19 protein-coding genes are annotated in these 22,681 nt (G+C 55.3%); 14 read left to right on the plus strand and 5 right to left on the minus strand.

The window, feature by feature from the left end:
- The 3 genes from ACTG39_RS09610 to ACTG39_RS09620 all read right to left on the minus strand — a co-directional run bounded on the left by ACTG39_RS09610 (position 1) and on the right by ACTG39_RS09620 (position 6,240).
- A complete protein-coding gene (locus ACTG39_RS09610; protein WP_439107330.1) occupies positions 1 to 1,872 on the minus strand; it encodes an NAD(P)-binding protein in 1,872 nt (623 codons plus the stop codon).
- Between the two features lie 7 nt (positions 1,873 to 1,879).
- The gene (locus ACTG39_RS09615) at positions 1,880 to 4,333 is read right to left on the minus strand and encodes a TonB-dependent receptor (RefSeq protein WP_439107331.1); all 2,454 of its coding nucleotides are present in this window, start codon (positions 4,331 to 4,333) and stop codon (positions 1,880 to 1,882) included.
- A 314-nt stretch (positions 4,334 to 4,647) separates the two neighbouring features.
- Positions 4,648 to 6,240, minus strand: a complete 1,593-nt coding sequence (locus tag ACTG39_RS09620; protein WP_439107332.1) for a tetratricopeptide repeat-containing sulfotransferase family protein — start codon at positions 6,238 to 6,240, stop codon at positions 4,648 to 4,650.
- A 180-nt stretch (positions 6,241 to 6,420) separates the two neighbouring features.
- Between ACTG39_RS09620 and ACTG39_RS09625 the strand changes: the two genes are divergently transcribed.
- Complete coding sequence (locus tag ACTG39_RS09625; protein ID WP_439107333.1) at positions 6,421 to 8,133, plus strand: amidohydrolase; 1,713 nt, start codon at positions 6,421 to 6,423, stop codon at positions 8,131 to 8,133.
- Between the two features lie 123 nt (positions 8,134 to 8,256).
- Here ACTG39_RS09625 and rne read toward each other — a convergent pair whose 3' ends face one another.
- Positions 8,257 to 11,235: a ribonuclease E gene (gene rne / locus ACTG39_RS09630; protein ID WP_439107334.1), complete on the minus strand. Its 2,979-nt coding sequence runs from the start codon at positions 11,233 to 11,235 to the stop codon at positions 8,257 to 8,259.
- A 786-nt stretch (positions 11,236 to 12,021) separates the two neighbouring features.
- On the opposite strand from rne, the gene ACTG39_RS09635 reads away from it, so the two are divergent.
- A complete protein-coding gene (locus tag ACTG39_RS09635) occupies positions 12,022 to 12,951 on the plus strand; it encodes an RluA family pseudouridine synthase (RefSeq protein ID WP_439107335.1) in 930 nt (309 codons plus the stop codon).
- Positions 12,952 to 12,955: 4 nt separating this feature from the next.
- Here ACTG39_RS09635 and ACTG39_RS09640 read toward each other — a convergent pair whose 3' ends face one another.
- The gene (locus ACTG39_RS09640; protein ID WP_439107336.1) at positions 12,956 to 13,546 is read right to left on the minus strand and encodes a Maf family protein; all 591 of its coding nucleotides are present in this window, start codon (positions 13,544 to 13,546) and stop codon (positions 12,956 to 12,958) included.
- Positions 13,547 to 13,625: 79 nt separating this feature from the next.
- Between ACTG39_RS09640 and ACTG39_RS09645 the strand changes: the two genes are divergently transcribed.
- The 12 genes from ACTG39_RS09645 to ACTG39_RS09700 all read left to right on the plus strand — a co-directional run.
- Entirely contained in the window at positions 13,626 to 14,174 is a 549-nt protein-coding gene (locus ACTG39_RS09645) for a YceD family protein (RefSeq protein ID WP_439107337.1), read from the plus strand.
- Between the two features lie 3 nt (positions 14,175 to 14,177).
- Positions 14,178 to 14,360, plus strand: a complete 183-nt coding sequence (rpmF, locus tag ACTG39_RS09650) for a 50S ribosomal protein L32 (protein WP_439107338.1) — start codon at positions 14,178 to 14,180, stop codon at positions 14,358 to 14,360.
- 224 nt (positions 14,361 to 14,584) lie between these two features.
- Positions 14,585 to 15,532, plus strand: coding sequence for an ACP S-malonyltransferase (gene fabD / locus ACTG39_RS09655; protein WP_439107339.1), 948 nt, complete (start codon positions 14,585 to 14,587; stop codon positions 15,530 to 15,532).
- A gap of 20 nt (positions 15,533 to 15,552) precedes the next feature.
- Positions 15,553 to 16,305 carry a 3-oxoacyl-ACP reductase FabG gene (gene fabG / locus ACTG39_RS09660; RefSeq protein ID WP_439107340.1) on the plus strand — a complete coding sequence of 251 codons (753 nt, stop codon included), beginning with the start codon at positions 15,553 to 15,555 and terminating at the stop codon, positions 16,303 to 16,305.
- A 105-nt stretch (positions 16,306 to 16,410) separates the two neighbouring features.
- Complete coding sequence (gene acpP / locus ACTG39_RS09665; RefSeq protein WP_008295499.1) at positions 16,411 to 16,647, plus strand: acyl carrier protein; 237 nt, start codon at positions 16,411 to 16,413, stop codon at positions 16,645 to 16,647.
- A gap of 128 nt (positions 16,648 to 16,775) precedes the next feature.
- Positions 16,776 to 18,014, plus strand: a complete 1,239-nt coding sequence (gene fabF / locus ACTG39_RS09670) for a beta-ketoacyl-ACP synthase II (RefSeq protein ID WP_439107341.1) — start codon at positions 16,776 to 16,778, stop codon at positions 18,012 to 18,014.
- An 8-nt stretch (positions 18,015 to 18,022) separates the two neighbouring features.
- Positions 18,023 to 18,856 carry an aminodeoxychorismate lyase gene (pabC, locus tag ACTG39_RS09675; protein ID WP_439107342.1) on the plus strand — a complete coding sequence of 278 codons (834 nt, stop codon included), beginning with the start codon at positions 18,023 to 18,025 and terminating at the stop codon, positions 18,854 to 18,856.
- The gene (gene mltG / locus ACTG39_RS09680) at positions 18,841 to 19,872 is read left to right on the plus strand and encodes an endolytic transglycosylase MltG (RefSeq protein ID WP_439107343.1); all 1,032 of its coding nucleotides are present in this window, start codon (positions 18,841 to 18,843) and stop codon (positions 19,870 to 19,872) included. Before pabC ends, mltG begins: the two co-directional genes overlap by 16 nt.
- Positions 19,872 to 20,519, plus strand: coding sequence for a dTMP kinase (gene tmk, locus ACTG39_RS09685; protein ID WP_439107344.1), 648 nt, complete (start codon positions 19,872 to 19,874; stop codon positions 20,517 to 20,519). Before mltG ends, tmk begins: the two co-directional genes overlap by 1 nt.
- Positions 20,519 to 21,505 carry a DNA polymerase III subunit delta' gene (locus ACTG39_RS09690; RefSeq protein WP_439107345.1) on the plus strand — a complete coding sequence of 329 codons (987 nt, stop codon included), beginning with the start codon at positions 20,519 to 20,521 and terminating at the stop codon, positions 21,503 to 21,505. The genes tmk and ACTG39_RS09690 overlap by 1 nt, the downstream gene beginning before the upstream one ends.
- A gap of 45 nt (positions 21,506 to 21,550) precedes the next feature.
- Positions 21,551 to 21,901 (plus strand): PilZ domain-containing protein, encoded by a 351-nt coding sequence (locus ACTG39_RS09695; protein WP_439107346.1) that lies wholly within the window; start codon positions 21,551 to 21,553, stop codon positions 21,899 to 21,901.
- Between the two features lie 584 nt (positions 21,902 to 22,485).
- On the plus strand, positions 22,486 to 22,681 hold a 196-nt coding region (locus ACTG39_RS09700; RefSeq protein ID WP_439107347.1), incomplete at its 3' end, for a beta-N-acetylglucosaminidase domain-containing protein.

Here is a 22,681-nt window from a genome sequence, read left to right on the forward strand (position 1 = left end):
CTAAGCCAGCTGCTCACGCGTAGCGCGATAAGCTGCATCCAACGCACCGTTCACAAAGGCGTAGGCAGACGCGTCGGAATTGGCGATGGAGATACGACCCATTTGTCGCGCGCCCAAAATGTGTGGACCGTTTCTGGGTCCATATTCTGGAGGATCGGAGTAGTCGTTGTACTCGTAGCTGTAGCCATGAGGCCACCGATTGGCAGTGATAGCCGCGATATCGCGTTGCGCATCAAAGCTCGTGCTCCTGAGCGCGCCAGAGATCTGACCTACAATTCGACTCTCCATCTCATCCCAATTCATTTCGTAAATGGAACGACGACCAATCACATGTTGTTCCCGGGCGGTTAAACCCTGATCGGGCGCACAAGGCACGACCGTGCCATGAAGGATAGTTGCCTGATCGGGACTCTCCGGGAACTGCACACCCCCCATGCTCACCGGAAAATCCATCCCAAAGGAATGCATAAAGTCGGTTTGCATGACGTTGATGCTGTGCATGCCCAGCTCCGCGAAGGGCTGCCAGTTACGCATGGCTACGCTTACATAGATGAGAGGAACCTTGGTGCCGTAGGCAATTGCTTCGCGCTGATCATCCGGTAGCTCCGGGCAAATATGCGGAACTATGGCGTTGTAACAGGCCAGGACCGCATGTTTTGCGCGAACACGGTAGGTTTTTCCATCGCGCACATAGCTTACGTCGACCTGCGACTCATCTGTGGTGTGCCGCACATCAACTGCCGTGCTGTTAAGGCGGAGGCGGCAGGGGCTGCCCCGCGTATCCAGCTTGGAATAGTCGGTGTCGGCCAGTACCAGGTCTTCCATCGTCGAGCCGGGCACGGCTGTCGGTATGAGCTTGCGTAGAATGGCTCTTGCGACGCCTGCGTTGCCGTCGGGGAAATGAAAGATATAGGGTTCGTCACGTTCAGGTTCGCCGGAGCTACCCTCGGGAAGATCCAGATGCAGAGTTCCAGGCATCCCCATGCTAGAGGCCGAGAGGGTTGAAATCGCATCCCAGCCCGTGCCCCACCAACCTCGGGCGCCGTCCCGGAACAGGTAGTAAACATCTTCAGGAACGCCCACGGTGTTAAGCAGGAAATCCCGATAACTCTGCTTGCGAAGCCACTCCGCGCGTTCTTTCTGCGGAATGTGGGCCGCATAGTTATTTGTGCTGTTTATTAGCTCAAGGAGTGCCTGCCTTGCGCTCGGGGGTATCGGATAATCTTTTACATCGTCTTCGTTAAGCGCGTTGTCTTCGGTGCTGCGCCAGCTTCGCAAACCCGGGAGTGTGAGGTCTTTGCCATACACCGCTTCAGGGAAATAGCTGCCACGACCGAGTTCCTTACGCGCATAATATTCCTGGTCAAAGTACTCATAGAAACGATCGGTAAAAATGCCGACGTCACGGAGGAGTTGAGCAGCCGCCGGGGAGTAACTCCCTGGCGTATCTATGGACTGACTCCCTCCGTAACCCACGAGTTTTTTGCCGTCTACGGTAAATTCGTTACGCCGCGCATGGCCGCCAAAATCATCGTGGTTGTCCAGAATAAGTATGCGACTATCTGGACCGTTTTCCTGCTGCCAGTAGAAGGCCGCGGCAAGACCAGAAATGCCCCCGCCGACCACAACTAGATCGTAGTCGTTGTCTGTCTGCTCCTTGGGGGTGGCGAACTTTTTTCCGCCCCAGGCCATAGCATGGGCTACGTCAAAAGAGCCGGGCTGACTGCCCCGCATGCCGGTAAGAGCGGGTGGGTAGGAGGCTGTGTTATTGGATTGAGCCAGAAGCTCAAGCGGGCTTAAGGCTCCAGCAGTAGTGCCAAGGGCAACGCCGCCGAGAAAATCTCGGCGGCTGATCTTAAGCCGTGAGGGCATGTGTGGCTTACAAGTTCCAGGTAAAGCGCATACCTACCGTTCGCGGTCGGCTGGGACCGAAACCAAACTGCACGTAAGGCGAGCCATCGAAACTGATGCCTGTTTCTTGATCAAAATACTCATCATCAAGAAGGTTTTCCACGTACAGCGCAAGAGCCCAGCCCGTATCAGACCGGTATCCTCCGAGCGCCTGAACCTCGGTATAGGCGCCAATTTCTCGGAGGCCCGCAGCCACGGTTTCCGGTGCAAAGGGCTCCCAGTCGGTTACCGAGTCTTCCTCCCAGCTGGCAGACAGGTTGCCAAATATTTCCCCGGCGCCTATTGGTATGACCGCGTCCAGTGTTCCGTACGCAGTCCACTCAGGGATGTTGGGGATAGGAGAGCCTTCACAGGCATTGATGTCATCCAGTAGCACCTCTCCGCCCCCACAGAAGTCTTGTATGCCTGTGGCTTCACTATCGAACCACGAGACACCCATGCCAAAGCTCAGAACATCGCTGATGGCAAAGTTCCAAACCCCTTCAAAACCGGTGCCGTCAACCTGTCCGGTATTACAGACGACAACGACCGGCGATCCGGGTACTCCACAGGTAGCCTGTAGATCTTCATACTCGTACATGTAAGCGTTTAGAGCGAGTTGGCTGCGGCCATCAAGTTGCGTGGCTTTGTAGCCGACTTCGTAAGAAATAACGGTTTCAGAGTCAAAGGAGGAGGGACGGAATAAACCCGGCACGGCTTCTACGCCACTGAACGGACCTCCGGGATCGACAGAGAAGCTGTTAAAGCCGCCTTGTTTGTATCCCGTAGTAACACTGACGTAGAAGAGGTGGTCATCTGCAGGGCGCCAGTTAACGACACCCCGCCACGTGGGCTCACTCCAGCTCTGTGTATCGGACACGGGGCCAAGGGGTGTGGTGAATCCGGTTTGTACGACCTGCCCTAAGATGCTCCCGTTGCGGCCCGTAAGCACCTCCTGGGACATTTCTTTTTCATCATCGTTGTAGCGAATGCCGATGCTCGCATCCAGTTGTTCCGTAAAGCGAAACTGAAGGTCTACATAGGCAGCCCAGCCGCTATAACTACCGACTGTACGGTTCCAGTCATCAATCAGTCCGCCATTAGGGCTAGGGGTCCAGTCATAGGTTCCCCAGTAGTCGTAGAGCACATACGCATACGCGCCGTCGTAGTAGTTGTTATAGAAATCAAAAACGCCCTGACAGTTATCGCCCCAGTAAATGTTGCAATAGAGGTCTTCGTCCTGCTGCCCGAGAAACTCTGTATCGATGTCTTCCTGGTAGTAGGAGAGGCCCGCATACCAGTTGAACATACCCTCATTATCCGAGGTGAGTCTCAGTTCCTGCTCAAAATACTCTCCTTCCTGCACCTGCTCGTAGTTAAAGATGGTGATGGAGGTTGCATCGAAATCTTCGGTGTAGCCGTAGTCGTGCTCTTTATAACCCGTTAACGATGTCAGCGTTGCCCAACCAAGGTCGTAATTCAGTTCTAAGTTGACCTGGAAGATTTCACCACCGTCAAACAGACCATTCCTTGGTCCATCAACGCGAACATCCCGAGGATCTGATGGCAGCGGAATGTCGCCATAGATACCCTCCAGCGTTGCAAATGCTGGTCCATTACCCGTCGCGCGGTATACGGTGCCAGACTGATCACGATCTTCCCACTCTACAAAAAGGTTGGCAGTAAGGTTGCCGCCAGCATCGTAAGAGCCCGTAAAGCGCAGGGCGCTCTTCTCATGCTGAATATAGTCTTCCCCGGTTAACTCGTTAGTGGAATAACCGTCCTCCTGCGAATGAAGACCCGCAATCCGCACAGTGATGGAATCACTCACGTCGAAATTTGTGCCACCCTCAAAGCGGAAAATCCCCCGCTCCCCAACACGCACGTCCATATAAGAATCTGACTCACCAGCTGTAGGTCGGCGGCTAATGATGTTTACGGCGCCAGCGATGGAGTTGCGCCCGAAGAGAAAGCCCTGGGGTCCGCGAAGAATCTCTGAGCGCTCCAGGTCGAAAACGCTGGTAACGCCGGAGCCGTTTCTGCCCTGATAGAAGCCATTTTTGTACACGCCCAAAGAAGGGTCGCCGCCGTTTCCGAAGTCATTGGTGGTGATTCCGCGAACAGCAATGGTGTCCAGGAAGCTGTCTTTGGAATTGCCGGTAACTCCCGGCGTAAAGTTTGCGAGATCCTTAATGTCGTCCGTGTTGACCTTGCGCAAAAAGTCTCCGGATAAAGCTTGGACGGCCAAGGGTACATCCATCACCGACTCGGCACGTTTGGTCGCAGTAACGATGACTTCTTCTAGTTGTTGCGCCTGCGCTGCGCCTGCGGCCAGTGCCGCAGATACTGCCAGTGCAAGGTGTCGGCGCGAACTTGATGGTTTCGCAAAAGCTGATGGTTTTGAGGAACCAGTGAAAGAACGTTTGGGTGTAGCTTTATTCATGACGACCCCTTGTATGCATGATGGCAAAGCCATTTATAAGTGCCTCGAGGTCTTTAAGCCGCGCTTCCTATGAAGCCGCTAACCTTAAAACCCCGCTGCACATAATGCGCAGCTAGAGACTTTTCTTTGCGGGCATATCACCTATCGATCTTTGGGAATATGCTCTTTGGCAACTTCCATGGGTTTCACGGCACAACGACTGTCCGCCATCAAACCCGGAACCCTGATTGTCGATATCGACCATAGACTACGAAACTAGCAGAAGAGAGACAAGCTCTGACGCAGTAAAAGACACACCCCTATGGGGTAGGGTGCTAATGCTCAAGGGGGATGTTGAGATCTGTCAAAGCCTTTTGCATAGGTGCAAGTTCGGACTCGTAGCGCAGCCAGCGACCCACGGAGCGAGTGTGTGCCGCCTCTCGGACTTGCACCGCACTTGCTGTGGTTACTGCGCCACTTTGCTGGTAGAAATCGAGGCACTGGTCTTCCCATTGCAGATCCAGGTCTGCGATGAGTTCTCGCGCATGGGGCTGGGGATCGCCAGCGATCTTTTCATAATCTACTTCTATGAATCGGCTTCCAAAACGCTCGCGCCAGGTGGCCATCAGCGCGTAATAGCGACCGTGATGGCGAGCCATCTCTTCCTGATCGTAGGAATGCGGGTAGGCATCAGCGAACAACTGCTTAAAGCTTGCGAAGCAGGCATCCATCGGTCCCCGCCTGACGTGGACTACTTTCGCATTGGGTAGTGCAGCCAGAATCAAAGGCAAAAACCTGAAGTTCATGGGTAACTTATCGACAAAACGCGAGCCCTCGCCCTGCATGGGCTTGCTGAGCGTCATGTAGGCGCGGCCGATTTCTTCGGGGTTCAGATCGCCAGTGGCGCGTATGACGCCCGTGAGGCCGTCATCGCTTCGCTCTCGCAATAAGCGACGGAAGGCGCCTTCAAACTGGCGCAACTCGCCCGCAGAGTGAACTTCACTGTGGCTGGTGATAATACGCTCTATCAAAGTAGTGCCTGTCCTGGGCTGTCCTACTATAAAAATTGGGGCTTGCGCGTCACAACCAGTCTGCTTATTGCCAAGCCAGTCCTCTGTATAGGTGTCGGCGAGGGCTTGGTATGCAGCCTTTTCACTATTCTCGTCGAACTTAATGCCTCTGCGCCGCGCCGCTGCGCCCTCAGCGAAGGCTCGAAACGCCGCTGGCCAATCTTCCATGTCTTCAAGTTCTTTACCCAGGCCGTAGGCAAGATAAGCGCGATCGCGATCACCCAGTTTCTCCGTGGACAGGAGTGACGCCAATTCCTCAATGTGTTGTCGATCTCGAGCTTTCTCCAAACCGGAGAGCAGCCAGTGGGCATTCGCATTTTTTGGATTCTTGAGGAGGACCTCCTCCAGTCGCTGGCGTGCGCCCTTAAAATCGCCCAAGAACATTTGATTGTTGGCGCGGTTGATCAAAAAGCCGATATTTTGTGGTTGAGCTTCAAGCGCCTTTTCCTGCCACTGCGCGGCGCTCAGTGCGTCGCCAAGCTGGGTGTATACCGTGGCTATGGTGTCGTGGACAACGGCATTGTCATCGGAGTGAGCCACCGCTTTATGCAGAGCATCCTCCGCGCGATTGATCTGCCCTCGACGCATAAACAGTCGCGCCAGCTGCGCCCAGGCGCCGCTGTGATCTGGCTGAAGTTTGGTGACAGACCCAAAACCCTGAATCGCCGTTTTCGGATCTTCTGCATTCATGGCGATCATGCCCACCAGGAAGTGACCCTCGACCAGATCGGGTTTGCGTTGCAAGACCTGACGGCAGCAATTTGCGGCTCCTGCCTGATCGCCCCGCTGGAGTCGATCGTAGCCATCTCGCAAAGTCGCTTTTAACCAGTTTGCCTGATCAGCGTTTTGCTGCGCCATGGTATTTCCTTTATCAAGTGCGTGTTCAGTCTGCCGAGCCAGTACTTGTTGAAGCCGTACTTGTGGGCGAGAGTGTGTGAATACATAGTAACTAACGCCGGGAACAGAGTCAGCTTCACTTGATTACCTGCTCCTGGCGTAAGAGTATCCCCAGGTTTTCGGATTAAAGGAGCGACGAAGATGCGCGTTTTTCAGGGTATTGCTTTACTGGCATGGACAGCTTTTGTTGCCAGTCCAATCTCGGCGCAGGAGACGCCCGCCGATCAGGTCTTCGTTGGTGGCAAAGTCTACACGCTCGACGCGTCGGCACCCTGGGCGGAGGCCGTTGCCATCCGAGGGGATACCATCGTCTATGTCGGCAGTGACACGGGCGCAGCAGCCTTTATTGGCACCGACACTCAACGCCATGATCTAGCGGGCAAGTTATTGCTTCCGGGTTTCATCGATAGTCATATGCATGTGGGTTCGACGCTTCCGTATCTGTTTGCCGCATCGCTGTCACCGGATATGACCCGCGCCGAAGCTCTGGCAACGATAGCGGAACATGCTGAGAAGTATCCGGATCAGAATCCGTTGATTGGCACGGGTTTTTTGGGGGCAGCCTTTGGCCCCGAGGGTCCCACGGCAAAAGATCTCGACTCGGTCGTGTCGGATCGACCAGTGATTATCTTCGATGAGGGCTTTCACTCCGCTTGGGTCAATACGCTGACTATGGAAATGGTAGGGCTTACGGCAGAAACCCCGGACCCCAAGCCCGGCGCGCATTACTATCGTCGTTATCCCGATGGCAGTCCCACAGGCTGGCTTATTGAGGGCGAAGCATTTGGTTGGATCTCGGAGGCGTTGGGCGTAATCGACGCTGGCATTCTCGACACTTCCGCAGATGTTTTTTTTGCCAGCATGTCCTCCATGGGTATTACCGCCGCATTCGATGCAGGGATGATCGAGGGAGACGGAGAACTTTTTCGATTCATGGGTAAGCGAGCGAGGGAGGGGAAGCTACCCCTGCGGATAGTTGGCTCCCATTACGTCAACAGCGAGCGGGGCTTAATGACTGCATTGGATGATCTTGAGCGACTCTCCACAGATTACGATCAGGAGTTTTTCGATGTTGAAGTGTTAAAGGTGTCGCTGGATGGCACCGTAGAGGCTCAAACGGCCTATACCATTGAATCCTATATAGAGCCCCCCGGCCACCGTGCCGAGCCCCTCGTGCCTCTTGAGAAAACCAAGGCAGTGATTGCTGGTGCCGCCGCTAAAAAAAACGATGTGCATTTGCACGCTATTGGCGACGGTGCGGTGCGAATGGCTCTAGACCTTGTCGAGTACGCTCGTGCAGAGCACCCCGACACCACGAGTCGTTTTACGATTTGTCATGCGCAGGTGGTCAATCCAGCAGATGTGCCACGCTTTGGCGAACTGGACGTTATCGTGCAATCGACGCCGACCTGGTATGCCTACGATGACATCGCCTTGGCATATCTGGGAGAAGAAAGACTGGGGCACATGTACCCCCTAAACTCCATTGCTGCGGCCGGCGGCAAAGTTACCCTGGGTAGTGACTTTCCTGCTAGCTGGATTGGCCTTGACGGTATGAACCCCGTCTTCAACATTGAGATGGCACTCACGCGACAACCACCCGGTGACAAGGACTATCTGCCCCAGCCCCCTGTTGATGAGAGAATCTCCCTCGAGCAGGCTATCCGTGGCTACACGTTAGACGGTGCTTTTCAGTTGGGTCTTGAGAATGAGATTGGCTCAATCACACCCGGCAAGCAGGCTGATCTGGTGGTTTTGGATCAGGATCTGTTCTCCCTGGATCCGTACTCCATGCACAAGAGCAAGGTGGTCATGACCATGGTTGATGGCAAGGTTGTTTTCGAAGCCCCATAAAAAAACACCGGGGCCCGACGCTTTACTGCGCCTTGCTCCGGTGTTTTCGAATAACGACTTTGAGAGACAGACCCTCTAGTCAACTTCTTTAATGCAAGCTCGCTAAATGCTTGGATTCAAGCTCTATCCTTCCGCGCTGGCCGCCTCTTTGGGGCCTCTGGGGTCGTTGCTTGCACGCGCTACCTGACGCTCGGGTGCCGCTACCGCCGGCGCCTCGCTTTCAGAAAACAGCACTATTTGCCCTGTTTCTATATGCAGCTCAGAAACAGGGGCAGGGGAGACGCGGGGATCGTTAACTGCACGCCCGCCATCATTGAGTCCTGCGCCTGATGCATTAGCCGCCTCTGCCTCTACGTGCAGGCTCGGTGCTGGTTCCGGGGTAGGGACCGGGGACTCTGCTTCTGAGGTCGCTGTGGATTCGGCAGCGACCTCTGTTTGAACAGCGGGAGTCTCGATGCTTGCTTCCACAACGTTATTGGGCTGCTCGGCTGGCTCGGCACCCACACCCATCGCGGCCTCGATACTGCTGCTGGCAACTGCGGGCTCTGGCTGAGCATCGATTTCAGGGCTCGCTTCTGCGGCTAAATCAAGTCCAGCTTCTTCTACCGGAGCAAGATCTGCCTCGGGCTGGTCAGCAGGCTCGTCCGTCGCTACCGTCTCGGCACCCTCGGGATTAACAACTTGCGATTGAGACTCTGCTTCGGCAGCGGGTTCAGCAGTGACTGCGGGGGTCTCTGACGCTGTTTCCGCAACAGTAGCGACCGCTACGGCTTCAGTGACTGCTTCAATACCGGATTCTGCGGCTGCGTCTGCGTTACCTTCTACAGCGGGTTCTGCTGTCGCTGCTACGGGGCGACGACGGCGACGGCGGGGCTCTCCTCGGCGTTGATCACTGGGCCGCTTTCGAGGCTTGTCTTCTGTAGAGGCATTGTCATCGTCTTCCGATGCGACTGCAGTTGAAGATTCATCAGCGTCATCTGCAGACTCACCGTTGGCTTCGCCGCTATTCTCCTGGCCTTCGCCGCCAGAACGGCGACCTCCGCGGGAGCGGCGACGGCGACGCCGGCGAGGACCTTCTTCCGACTTTTCATTGCTGTCGCTGTCCGAATCAAGGTCCGTACTAGCTTCGCTGGTCTCGGCCGTGGTTTCCTCGACATCGGTGTCAGTGCTCTGATCCTGGCTGGTTCCACTGCGATTCTGGTTTCGGCCCTGACCGCCGCGTCGTCGACGTCCGCGAGATCGCTTGGGACGATCCTCATCCGAGGCGTCGCTGTCTGAGTTATCCGTCTCCACCGAGGCGGGAGCCTTTGATTCTGGTGCATCGGCCGCTGTTTCTTCGACCGCTGCATTGGGATCACCGAAGAAGCTTACCCATAAGCGTTGGGCCAGACCCGGTTTCGCTGCGACCGCTGCTCCCGCTACAGCGGTGCTTGCTGCTGCGGTAGCAGCGGCTGGAGCGGACGATCCGGCTTCAACAGTCTCTACGGGCGCCGGGGCGGCTGTAGGAGCGATGGTTTGCACCAGCGCTTCCTGAGTGGGCAGACTGTGATCGTGTGAATCCGAAATGCTGTCAGCATCAGGGACAGCAATTTCTACCTTGTAGCTGGTTTGTTGATCCCCATCGACTTCATCATCACGAAGCCGCGTAACTTCAAAGTGCGGCGTCTCCAGATTCGGGTTTGGAATGACAAGCACACGAACACGCGTCAGGGTTTCGATTTCGCTCAGCGCGACGCGTTTCTCATTCAGCAGATAGGCAGCGACGTCGACGGGCACAATGGCGCGCACTTCTGCAGTGCGATCTTTGATCGCTTCCTCTTCGAGCAAGCGAAGAATCGAGAGCGCCAGTGACTTGGTGTCACGGATGCTGCCCTGTCCCGTACAGCGGGGGCAAACGATTGCGCTGGTCTCGCCAAGAGAAGGGCGCAGACGCTGCCGTGACATCTCGAGGAGTCCAAAGCGCGAAATTCGCCCCACCTGAACGCGAGCGCGATCAATGGCCAGGGCGTCTCGCATACGGTTTTCGACGGCGCGCTGGTTTTTTGCCGCGAGCATGTCAATAAAGTCGATTACGATCAGTCCACCCATATCTCGCAGACGCAGCTGACGCGCGACCTCATCTGCGGCTTCGAGGTTTGTCTGCAGCGCGGTCGCTTCGATATTCACGCCCTTGGTGGCTCGGGCCGAGTTGATATCAATAGACACCAGCGCTTCGGTAGGATCGATCACAATAGATCCACCGGAGGGGAGTCTCACTTCCCGCTGGAAGGCAGACTCGATCTGACTTTCGATCTGGAACCGGTTGAAGAGGGGAATGTTGTCCTCATAGAGCTTGATGCGCTGCTGGTACTTAGGCATCACCATGCTGACGAAATCCATGGCTTGCTTAAACGCATCCGGAGAGTCGATGAGAACCTGATCTACATCATCGCGGAGATAGTCACGGACTGCGCGAATAATGACATTGCTCTCCTGGTACAGAAGTACGGGTGAACGATTTTCCTCGCCAGCCTTGCTAACGGCTTCCCACAATTGCAGCAGATAGTTTAAATCCCACTGCAGCTCCTCGGCAGAGCGTCCAACGCCCGCGGTGCGGATAATGACGCCCATGCCGTCTGGGATTTCCAGTGCGCTCAGCGCCTCGCGCAGCTCAGCTCTGTCGTCGCCCTCGATACGCCGGGAGATACCGCCGGCGCGGGGGTTGTTGGGCATCAACACCATGTATCGGCCGGGAAGGCTTATGAAGGTGGTGAGTGCCGCGCCTTTGTTGCCTCGCTCCTCTTTATCCACCTGAACGACCAGGCGCGTGCCTTCTTTGACGACATCGCGAATAGAAAACTTGCCGTCGATGTCCCTGGGATTGCGATAGAAGTACTCTCGGGCGATTTCCTTAACTGACAGAAAGCCGTGACGCTCGGCGCCGAAGTCGACGAAGGCGGCCTCCAGACTGGGTTCTACTCGTGTGATTTTGCCAACGTAGATGTTGGCTTTCTTTTGCAGGCGGGTTCTATTTTCGATATCCAGATCGTAAAGCTTCTGGCCATCGACAAGTGCCACGCGCATTTCCTCTGCGTGCGTAGCATTGATCAGCATCTTCTTCATGTCTAACTAAACCTCTCAAGGGGTTTAGCCGGCGCACGCCAGTACACACAGTCATAAAACGCAGATCTACGAAATCGTAAACCCGCCAAAACTCAGTGTGTTACAGCAAAGCTCTGCCATACTATGGCGGTTTCGCTGTACTAGTTGTTATCTCTGAGCAGTCAGCATTGGCTGTCGCTCATCGCTAATTCTGGTCTTGCCCCGGCAACCCTGGTTGTTGGTGTTGCATCGGGCGCTGCTTGCTTAGCTTCGTTAGTCGAACAGAGGATTTTCTCTGAGCACGTTCTTTGAGTGTCTAAGGGTCGGTGCCTTAAATCTCGGCGCCTGAACCAATGCTTGCTCGGGGAACAGCTAACTAATCAATCAGCGTTGTATGTAACTCAATGTTTGTTGAACTCTATTGTCGGTCTCTTTGTCTTTTTCTTTGTCGCGGGGGCCTGGATTCGTCTCATGCTTGCGCGACATCGTATACTTTTGAACAGTGAACTCGTATGGCCAAACTTTTGCCGGACCTTTGCCGGACCTTTGCCGGACCTTTGCCGGACCTTTGCCGGACCTTTGCCGGACCTTTGCCGGACCTTTGCCGAGAGAAAGTAGTTTGGGCGGCCCGTTCCTAATCAGCGATTCCCGTGAGGAATCAGCTGCTGAAACGTACAAGGGGTAAAATCGAGGCGCTAAATCCACCGTTCGTTCACCATAGTAGCAGCAAGCTTGGCTATGCTCAAATAAAAGAAGGACGATAGACCCCATGCTGATGATGCGATTGGTTTTGCCGGCCCGCCGTTTATGAGTGGTGTTCGCCACCTAACGGTCGACGAGCGTGGCGAAGGCCAGCGCCTGGACAACTTTGTCCTGCGCGAATGCCCCTCGATACCCAAGACTCGCCTCTATCGGGCCATGCGCAAAGGCGAAATCCGCGTGAACAAGGGGCGAGTAAAGCCCGATCAAAGACTCACTCTGGGTGATATTGTCCGCCTGCCTCCCCTGAGCGCCCCCCCGCCTAGAGAGCCAGGCGCGGCACCTCCTGGATGGCAGGAGCGGATCGCAGCGCGAGTGGTGTTTGAGGATGATCACCTCCTGGCGATTAACAAGCCGTCAGGAATTGCTGTGCATGGTGGCAGTGGTTTGCAGTTTGGAATGATCGAGACCCTGCGAACCATGCGGCCTGAGTCGCGTTTTCTCGAACTCGTGCATCGTTTGGACCGGGAAACCTCTGGCCTGGTACTTGTGGCCAAGAAGCCCGCGGCCTTACGTGCCCTGCACGAGCTGCTACGCCTTCAGGGAAAAATCGACAAGCGTTATTTGGCGCTTGTGGAAGGCAGCTGGCCCCGGCATCAACGTCTGGTTGACGCGCCGCTCCAGCGCTTTGAGCGTAAATCGGGAGAGCGGCAGGTTAAGGTCGCGAAGGGCGGTAAACCCTCCGTGACTGAATTTAGAATTCGAGACAGTTTCAGGGAGACGACCTTGGTGGAGGCCCGGCCTCTCACCGGGCGAACCCACCAGATTCGTGTCCACGCGCTGCACGCGGGCCACACGCTGCTTGGGGATGGCAAATACCAGAGCCCTCGCAGTGAAGCGCTTGCTCAAAAGCTGGGCTTAAAACGTCTTTTTCTCCACGCAGAATCGTTATCGTTTGTGCTCAATGAGCAGCGCTATCAGCTGAGCGCGCCTCTAGATAACGAGCTAGAAATAATATTAAAAAGATGTGCTAAATAACTATTTATAAAGGGTATATGCCGGCGTCTTTAAGTATATCGCAGGTCGCAATAAGTGGCAGCCCTTCGAGTGCCGTAGGATCGCTGCTCTCAAGAGCCCTAAAGAGGCAGATGCCCAATCCTTCCCAGCGAAAGCTTCCTGCGCAATCTAAAGGGCGCTCCCGATCTACATACTCTGCAACCTGCGAGTCCGACAGGTGGCGAAACTTCACCGTGGTTTGCACGCAGCGTCGCGCAATGACTTTGTTACCGCGGGCAAGACTCACCGCCGTAAAGAAAATTACGGACTGCCCACTACACAGGCGCAGCTGATTCTCTGCCGCCGGCACGGTGCCGGGCTTGCCAAGAAGCTGCCCGGCGGTCGAGGCGACCTGATCGCTACCCAGGACAAAAAATTCGGGATACTGCGTTGCTACCGCAAGTGCTTTTCCGTCTCCCAGACGCTGGGCGAGGGACTCTGGCCGCTCCCCGGGTTCGGGGGTTTCATCGGTCTTTGAATCTACGCAGCTAAAGGGAATCTGCAGGCGTTCCAGAAGGCGCCGACGGTACGGTGATGTAGAGGCGAGGACGAGCTGGGCATTGGAGGCTTGATTCATATCACCATGCTTAAGCTAACGCTCGGGATTGTAAAGATTTTTTTGACAATAGGGGGGGCGATCACTATAGTGCGCCGCCATGTCGGCAGCCCCTCTCCCGAACCGAGTCAATATACGCAAGGCGGTGACCCGGTCGGCGCGCTATTCGGGTAGCCTTGGCGCTGAGCAATTACCTCAGTTTGCAGAGCTACTGGACCCCCGTGCACCGTTGATAAATGTGACGGTGGAATTCGGGGAGGACGAAGAAGGACAACAGTTTGCGGCGGTAGAGATGCAGGGAAGCGTCGTGCTGGAATGTCAGCGCTGTCTACAGCCAGTGGTCTGCGAACTCACACCAGATAGCCGTTTGGGGATAGTGCCGGACGACGAACAGGCAAAACAATTGTCTGCAGGTCTGGAACCGCTGATAGCGGTAGACGAGGTGGATCTGTGGGAAGTGGCCGAAGAAGAATTGGCGCTCGCATTGCCCGTGGTGGCTTACCATCCGCAGGGAGAATGCGAGCCACCTAAGAGTGATCGGCCCAGCCGATCAGATAACGAAGAACTGGGGTCGACCGATAAAGCATCGGAAAACCCTTTTAGTGTTTTATCGTCGCTCCTGGAGAGCAACGATACGAAGGAGAAATAGCTCATGGCTGTTCAAAAGAGCAAAAAGACCCGCTCGCGTCGTGGCATGCGCCGTTCGCATGATTCGCTAAGCGGACCCACGCTTAACGTCGATCAGACTACTGGCGAGACTCATCGCCGTCACCACATAACTGCTGACGGTTTTTACCGTGGCAAAAAAGTGGTTGAGACCGGATCTGACGACTAAGTCCTTCAGCCCGGTGCGTTAGCGCTGGGCTGTCCGGTAGGTAATTAGCGGCACCTTTGGATAAGTGAAGCGCGATGAAAGAATCGTATTTACTTTGCCAAGGTGCCGCAGTTCGTTGCTAGACCTGTATAAGCGAGGTTTGGATACGGTACTTGTTACGGTCTCTATCCAAACTCACGTGGAATGCTAGCTGTTGAGATCCAGTGATTTTGCAAAGGGGATGTATGCGCCAAGATTTAGCCTTTTTGTTTCCCGGCCAGGGTAGTCAACGCGTCGGCATGCTTAATGACGCGATTCTGGAGTTTTCGGAGTCGGCGGCTGTTTTTGAAGAATCGTCTGACGCTTTGGGGTTCGACCTCCTTGCGCTGATTCGAGACGGTGATCCAGAGCAACTCAATCTCACTGAATATACTCAGCCGGCGCTTCTTGCGGCCTCCGTGGCGCTTTGGCGGGCCTGGCTGGCACAAGGCGGCGTTCGTCCCGCTGCGATGGCAGGACACAGTCTTGGAGAATTCTCGGCACTTTGCTGTGCAGGTGCATTAACTCTCCGCGATGCTGTTTCTCTGGTTCGTGAGCGGGGCCGCTTTATGCAAACGGCTGTTCCCGTAGGTGTGGGAGCCATGGCGGCGATTCTCGGTGTGGACGATGAACTTGTGAACGCGACTTGCGAAGAGGTTTCTGCGCACAGCGATGGCGTTGTCCAGGCGGTGAATTTTAATGCGCCGGGCCAGGTCGTTATTGCCGGGACCAGCGCCGACGTTGACGCAGCCATTGCCGCGTTAAAGGAGGCAGGCGCAAAACGAGCGATGCCCTTACCCGTTAGCGCGCCTTTCCATACGTCGCTCATGCAGCCCGCGGGCGAAAAGCTTGCCGAAGTACTGCAGGAGCTGACGATTTCCAGTCCTGATATCCCGGTTGTGCATAATGTGCATGCTCAGACCGAGCAGGATCCCGAGAAGATCCGTGCCCTGCTCGTAACGCAAATTTCTGCCCCGGTTCGCTGGACCGCTTGTATGGCTGCCTTGCAAGCGGGCGGCGCTGTCGAGTTCGCGGAGTGCGGCGCGGGAAAGGTGCTTGGTGGACTGCTGCGTCGTATTGATCGCAGTGCAAACTGCGTGTACCTCGAAGAGCCAGAAAACCTTCGGGCCGCCGTTGCAGAACTCGGCGCCTGATTTAATTATTGAGGTCGAAAATGTCCGAAGAAACTCAAAGCCATGAATCGCGTGTCGCCCTGGTGACGGGAGCAACGCGTGGTATTGGACAAGCTATTGCCGATGCTTTGGCCCAGCAGGGGCATACAGTCATCGGTACTGCAACCAGCGACAGTGGTGCTGAAACTATCAATGAGCGTTTGAGTGCCCACGGTGGCGCGGGTATGCGACTGGACGTTGCAGATCCCCAAAGCGTTGCGGCCGTGCTGGGAGAGATCAATGAGCGCTTTGGCGCGCCTCTCATTCTCGTCAATAACGCTGGCATTACCCGCGACAATATTCTCATGCGAATGAAGGATGATGAGTGGCAGGGCGTTCTGGATACCAATCTCACGTCGCTGTTTAAAACATCCAAGGCAGCGCTTCGCGGTATGACCAAAGCGCGTTGGGGACGCATCGTGAACATTACTTCGGTGGTAGGCTCCATGGGGAACGCAGGTCAGAGCAACTATGCGGCCAGCAAAGCTGGCGCAGAAGGATTTTCCCGAGCATTGGCTCGAGAAATTGGCGGCAGAAATGTCACGGTCAACGCGGTCGCACCGGGATTTATTGATACCGATATGACGGCGGCGCTAAGCGACGATCAGCGAAGCGCGATGTTGTCCCAGATTCCTCTGGCACGTTTGGGGGAGGCAAAAGAAATCGCAGCCTTAGTTGCATTTTTATGCAGCGAGTCGGCAGCGTACATAACGGGTGAGACAATTCATATTAACGGTGGAATGTACATGGCTTAATGTTCTGGGTGGGTGTATGCCGGCTAGAAAAAAACCGGTAGACTTCCGACCTGCCCAAGAACATTGGGGATGTAGGTTTTCCTTCAGCAGGAGTATTCGAGGATCATGAGCAGCATTGAAGAACGCGTAAAAAAAATCGTCGCTGAGCAGCTCGGCGTCAAAGAAGAAGAAGTACAGACTGAGGCCTCTTTCGTAGAAGATCTCGGAGCAGACTCGCTTGACACAGTAGAGCTTGTAATGGCGCTCGAAGAGGAGTTCGAAACTGAAATCCCCGACGAGGAAGCCGAGAAAATTACAACGGTTAAGCTGGCTATTGACTACATTAACGAGCACCTCTCCTGAGTGCATTGCTAGCGCGCCGTAGCGCGTTTAGCACGCGAAGAGCCGTGACTACCGCCAGGTATCACGGCTTTTCTGTTTGTGTGTGGCCTGTAAGTTGACAGTGATTCGGTAGCGAAGGGAGAGCAATTGTGAAGGGAAGACGCGTAGTTGTAACGGGAATGGGGTTGGTGACTCCCGTGGGACACGACGTGGAGTCAAGCTGGGCATCGATTCTCGCGGGGCGCAGCGGCGCGGCACCTATCGAAGCTTTTGATGTTGACGCTTACAGCACGCGATTTAGCTCCAGCGTTCGAAACTTTGATATAGAGGCGTACCTTCCGGCAAAAGACGCCCGAAAAATGGATACTTTTGTTCAGTACGGTATGGCTGCGGGGATACAAGCCGTAGAGCATGCTGGCTTTACTGTCACCGAAGAAAATGCGGGGCGCGTGGGTTGTGCCATTGGCTCGGGCATCGGTGGCATTGGTCAAATCGAGAAGAATTCAGAAATCGTAAATAGCACAGGTCCGAGGCGCATTTCCCCGTTTTTCGTACCGGGCTCTATCATCAATATGATCGCCGGTAACCTGTCTGTGCGTTACGGCATGCGTGGTCCCAACATCGCTATTGTTACGGCGTGTACCAGTGGCACACACAACATAGGGCTCGCAGCGCGGATGATTGCGCAGGGTGATGCCGACGCGATGCTGGCGGGCGGTGCCGAGATGGCAACAACTAAAGTAGGTCTTGGTGGTTTTGCCGCCGCGCGTGCTTTGTCTACCCGCAACGATGACCCCGAAGCAGCCTCGCGCCCCTGGGACGCTGATCGCGACGGTTTTGTGCTGGGGGATGGCGCCGGCATGATGTTCCTCGAGGAGTACGAGAGTGCGAAAGCGCGGGGCGCTCAGATTTTCGCCGAGGTCAATGGCTTTGGCATGAGTGGAGACGCTTATCACATGACACTGCCGCCCGAAGACGGCCGTGGTGCTGCTGATGCTATGCGCAATGCCTTAGTTGACGCGCAGCTTGACCCTGCTGTGATCGAGTACGTCAATGCTCATGGGACCTCTACGCTTGCTGGCGACGTAGCCGAGAGCCGGGCAGTGGAGACAGTGTTCGGTTCTGCAGCGTCTAAGGTTGCCGTGAGCTCGACTAAATCCATGATTGGACACCTGTTGGGTGCGGCAGGCGCGGTAGAAGCGGTCTTTGCAGTACTGGCCCTTCGCGATCAAGTGGCGCCGCCGACAATCAATCTGGATACACCAGGTGAGGGCTGCATACTGGATTACGTGCCACACACAGCAAGAGAGATGACTATCACGCACAGCCTGTCCAATTCCTTTGGTTTTGGTGGTACCAATGGCTCGCTAATCTTTGGCCGCGTGTAGGCCTTAGCTTGGAGGCAGCGGCGGCGAAGAACAGCGCCTTGCTGGTGCCGGCAACTGATCGCTCGTTTCTCTACGGCGATGGCGTATTCGAAACGCTGCTTATCGCCAATGGAATTCCCCTTTGGCCTCATCTGCATCTTGAGCGACTCCGTTTGGGAGTAGACCGCTTGCGCATACCTGTAGATATGGCGGAGGTTCGCGATGCCATCACCGGCGTGCAGCATCACTATCAAATCACAGCAGGGATCTTGCGTGTCACAGTGAGCCGCGGGGACGGCAAGCGAGGTTATGCGCCCTCAAAAGGAGTCGCAGCCAGGGTGACTGCTGCGCACTCGCCCCTTGGCAGGGAACCGTTCGAAGCGCTGCCGGCTGCAGAGGTGGCGACCTCATCAATTATCATGGGGGATCAACCGCTGCTCGCGGGTCTAAAGCATTGCAATCGTCTGGAGCAAGTGATGGCCGCCGCGGAAGCAGATGAGCGGGGCGTGGATGATGTTGTGCTGACAAGAGGTGACGGTTCCTATCAGTGTTCCAGCAATGCCAATGTGTTTTTTTTGCAGGGCGACCACTTGCTAACTTCACCCTGCGATCAAAGTGGCGTATCAGGCACGCGTCGCCGACTTGTTGTCGAGAGCCTCTCTGTGAAGCTTGGTCTGCGGGTAACAGAAACGCCTGTTACTGAAGCTGAGCTGAGTAATTCGGACGCGGTGTTTCTTTGCAATAGCGTTATCGGCATTCGCGGTGTCTCCCGCTGGGGAAATCGTCTCTTTGAGCCCAGCGCGATAGTCAGCCAGTTACAAACTGCGTATTTTGATGAGGCTCGGCAATGCTGCGCACTCTAGGGATTGCTGCCGCTGCAGCCTTATTGGTCTCCATCGGCGTCGCGCTGGTCATTCGCGAGTGGTGGCAAAGCCCGTTGGTGATACCGGAAGAGGGTCTCATCGTGCAGGTAGAGGCAGGGGACAGCCTGAGTCGATTGTCACGGCGCCTTGCCACAGCGGGAGTGCTCAAACAGGAGCGCCTGTTTAATCTAGCCGGGCGTCTGTTGGGGGCTGATAGCCGAATTCGATTGGGCGAGTATCGCTTACAGCCCCAAACGACTCCCAAAACCTTACTCTCGCTGTTGCAAAGCGGAAAAACCGTACGCTACCTCGTAACGATACCCGAAGGCATCACGCTCAACGAAGCACTACAGCTGATTCAGTCCAGTGAAGGGGTTACGTCGCTGCTGTCAGATGCTGATGATCCCCGCTTGCTGGAGTTAGTCGCGCCCGCAACGAACGCCGAGGGCTATTTTTTGCCCGAGACTTATCAATACGAGCGCGGCGACAGCGATCTGGATTTGCTCACAGAGGCGCACCGCATGATGAAGGAGGCGCTGGAAGAAATCTGGGGGCAGCGTCAGTCAGGGCTTCCCTACAGCAATGTCTACGAGGCACTGGTTATGGCCTCGATCATAGAAAAAGAAACGGGTCTCGCCCAGGAGCGGCCGGCTATAGGAGGCGTTTTTGTACGCAGACTGCAAATGGGTATGCGCTTGCAAACAGACCCCACGGTAATCTACGGACTTGGGGACGCGTTTCAGGGTAATCTGCGGCGCTCACATCTGCGTGATGAAACTAATGTTTACAATAGTTACCGACATCATGGTCTGCCTCCGGGGCCCATCGCCTTGCCGGGGCGAGCTGCACTCATGGCCGCGGTAAACCCCGAAGATGGTGACGCCCTGTATTTTGTAGCGCGAGGCGATGGGAGTCATCAATTCAGCGCTACTTTAGATGAGCATGAAGCCGCAGTGCGTCGCTATCAGTTGTCTCGACGCGCCGATTATCGATCAACACCGGAGAACAAGCAGTAGTGGCGCAGCAAGGTTTATTTATCACGCTTGAGGGTGGCGAAGGTGCGGGTAAAAGCACGGCCATGTCCTTTGTCGAAGAGCGATTGCGTGAGGCGGGAGTTGATATCGTCTGCACGCGCGAGCCCGGGGGAACCCGGTTGGGCGAGCAACTACGGGAAACGCTCCTTGCGCCGTCGGAAATCGCTATTGATCCGCTAGCCGAACTACTCATGATGTTTGCCGCCCGCGCCCAGCATCTGTCCGAGTGCATCATCCCCGCGCTCAATAGAGGGCAGTGGGTTTTATGTGATCGCTTTACCGATGCCACCTACGCGTATCAGGGCGCTGGTCGAAACATCGGAGAGGCCCCCGTGGGCGTATTGGAAGACCTGGTGCAAGGTGAACTTAGGCCCGATCTGATTCTATTGCTGGATGTTCCTGCAGAGGTGGGTTTGTCGCGGGCGCGGGGCAGGGGAGCGCTGGACCGCTTTGAGCTAGAGGACCAGGCGTTTTTTGAGCGCGTACGACAGTCCTATTTGTCCCGAGCCAGGCGGAGCAGCGGCCGATACCAAATCATCGATGCCGCCGCCGAGCTAAGCGAAGTAGAGTCCGCCTTGGAAGCGGTTGTGAAGGATTTGATTGCCTGCCCTCCGCTGGTGCAGGTCTAATGGCATTGCCGCCCACGCTGGAAACACCTCCGCCACAGTCCCGCTGTGTCCCCTGGCACGGCGCCGAGTGGTCCAGTCTGTTAAGGCTGTTCAGCAAGCAGCGATTACCTCATGCCATGCTCTTGGAAGGGCAGCCCGGCACAGGGCGAAATATGTTGGCACTGGCCGTGGCGCGGTTTTTACTCTGCAGTGAGCGTGACGATGAGGGGAACTGCGGCCATTGCAAAACCTGCGTTTTGAGTGCTTCTGCCGCCCACCCTGACTTTATTAGTGTGTTGCCCCTGGAAGCGGGTAAAGCCATAGGTATTGATGCTATTCGGGAAGTCACTCGCTTTGCGGCGGGTACGCCAACGCTTGGGCAGCACAAAGTGATCCTTATTTCGCCTGCGGAATCATTAACCGTGGCGGCGTTCAACGCGTTTTTGAAATGTCTGGAAGAGCCCGCGTCGGATACGTTCATAGTGCTGGTTACTGCAAGTGGCTACCCCTTGCCAGCAACGATCCGCTCGCGCTGTCAGCGTTGGCAGCTGCCTTCACCAACCTTAACTATTGCGCGAGACTGGTTGATGGCATCGCTGGGTGAGAGTGACGTCAGTCCGGATAGCGCAGAGGAAATGCTGGGGCTTTGTAACACCCGGCCCCTCGAAGCTCTGGATAAGTTGCACGGAGAAGAGCGCGATGCACTTATTGGTTTACACCGCAGCGCGCGGGAAATGTTGCGCCAGGAACAAAAATCGCTCGCCTTCGAGCAGGCGGTAGCCAATGTTGAACCCGGCAGTGCACTGGATGTCATTGAGAGTGTGTTGCAAAGCTGGCTCGTAGGGCTTCCTGCGGGCAAACTTCGCTCAAATGCAGCTCGGCGAGGATTCATGGCACTCGATGACATTAATCGACTGCGTGCTGCCAGGCGAAGCGGCAGCAATCCTAATGTCGATCTTTTGCGATTCAGTGCGGTGTCCGCTCTCAATGGGCTATGGGAGAGGTAAACGCAATGCTACACTCAAGACTGCCTAGGATACGCCCCGATCATCATGAATGAACAGTCGTCAGGTCACCAGGGAATTCTGTCTCTGACCATAAAGGACAAGGCGGTTCTCTATTCAGCGTATATGCCGTTTATCAAAAATGGCGGGCTCTTTGTGCCTACGAATAAGAGCTACGAAATTGGCGATGAAGTTTTCATGCTGCTGACACTCATGGAGGTGGCCGAAAAGATCCCCATCGCGGGCAAAGTAGTTTGGGTGACGCCTCGCGGTGCTCAGGGCAACCGAACCTCAGGTATTGGTGTGCAATTCTCCGAGCAGGATGCAGCGGCAAACGCCAAAATTGAAGAACATCTTGCAGGAATGCTGACCTCAGATCGCCCTACACACACGATGTAAGTGTCAACGCGAGACAAGCTGCTGCGTCAACTGCTACGCGCGCTGTGCTCAGCATCAAATCCGTTTAATGGTCGATCGATACCTGGCAGGGGCTGTACTGGCGCTAAACTGGCGCCAAGCTAACTACAGCAGAACGACAACAGGGCCCGCCGCTAAGAGTCCCCCATTGAAGTCAGTCACGATCCCGTCGCCCTAACTATTTATGACAGTCATTCTAGATATATACTTTAAGTCTCTGAAAAATAGTTGTTTTCATGAATTTCAGGCAAAAAAATGGGCTCCGAAAGGAGCCCAATAAGACCATTAGGAGTGAAACATAAAGGAACTAAATCCTTCAAAACGGAACATTGGGTTTGTTCCGGTGACAACATTCCTGCGAGGAAATGGGGTCACCTCTATAGTAAAGCGATTATTTGGGGATATTCCATAGTTTGTTGCGTAAAACCTAGTTCTTTTGCGAATATGGATACAGATTTTTCATAACCACAGGAAGCAAAAACAACGTTTTGAAGGCTGATAAACCACTTTTGGGCGTCCTAGAGGGCTTTTACGGTAGGTCTTGGACGCAAGCTTCACGTTTGCTAATGGTTAAGTGGCTGCCAGCGATTGGCGTAGAAGCGTACCTCTACGCGCCAAAAGCCGACGCTTATCTTCGCAAGGCGTGGCAGCGCTCTTGGCCCAAATCGGACCGTGAATATCTGGCATCAGTAGCAGAGAGATGTAATGCCAGCGGCCTTGAATTCCATGTGGGGCTATCGCCCTTCGACCTTTATCGGGATT

The organism is Congregibacter sp., assembly GCF_965662665.1.
Taxonomy (GTDB): domain Bacteria; phylum Pseudomonadota; class Gammaproteobacteria; order Pseudomonadales; family Halieaceae; genus Congregibacter.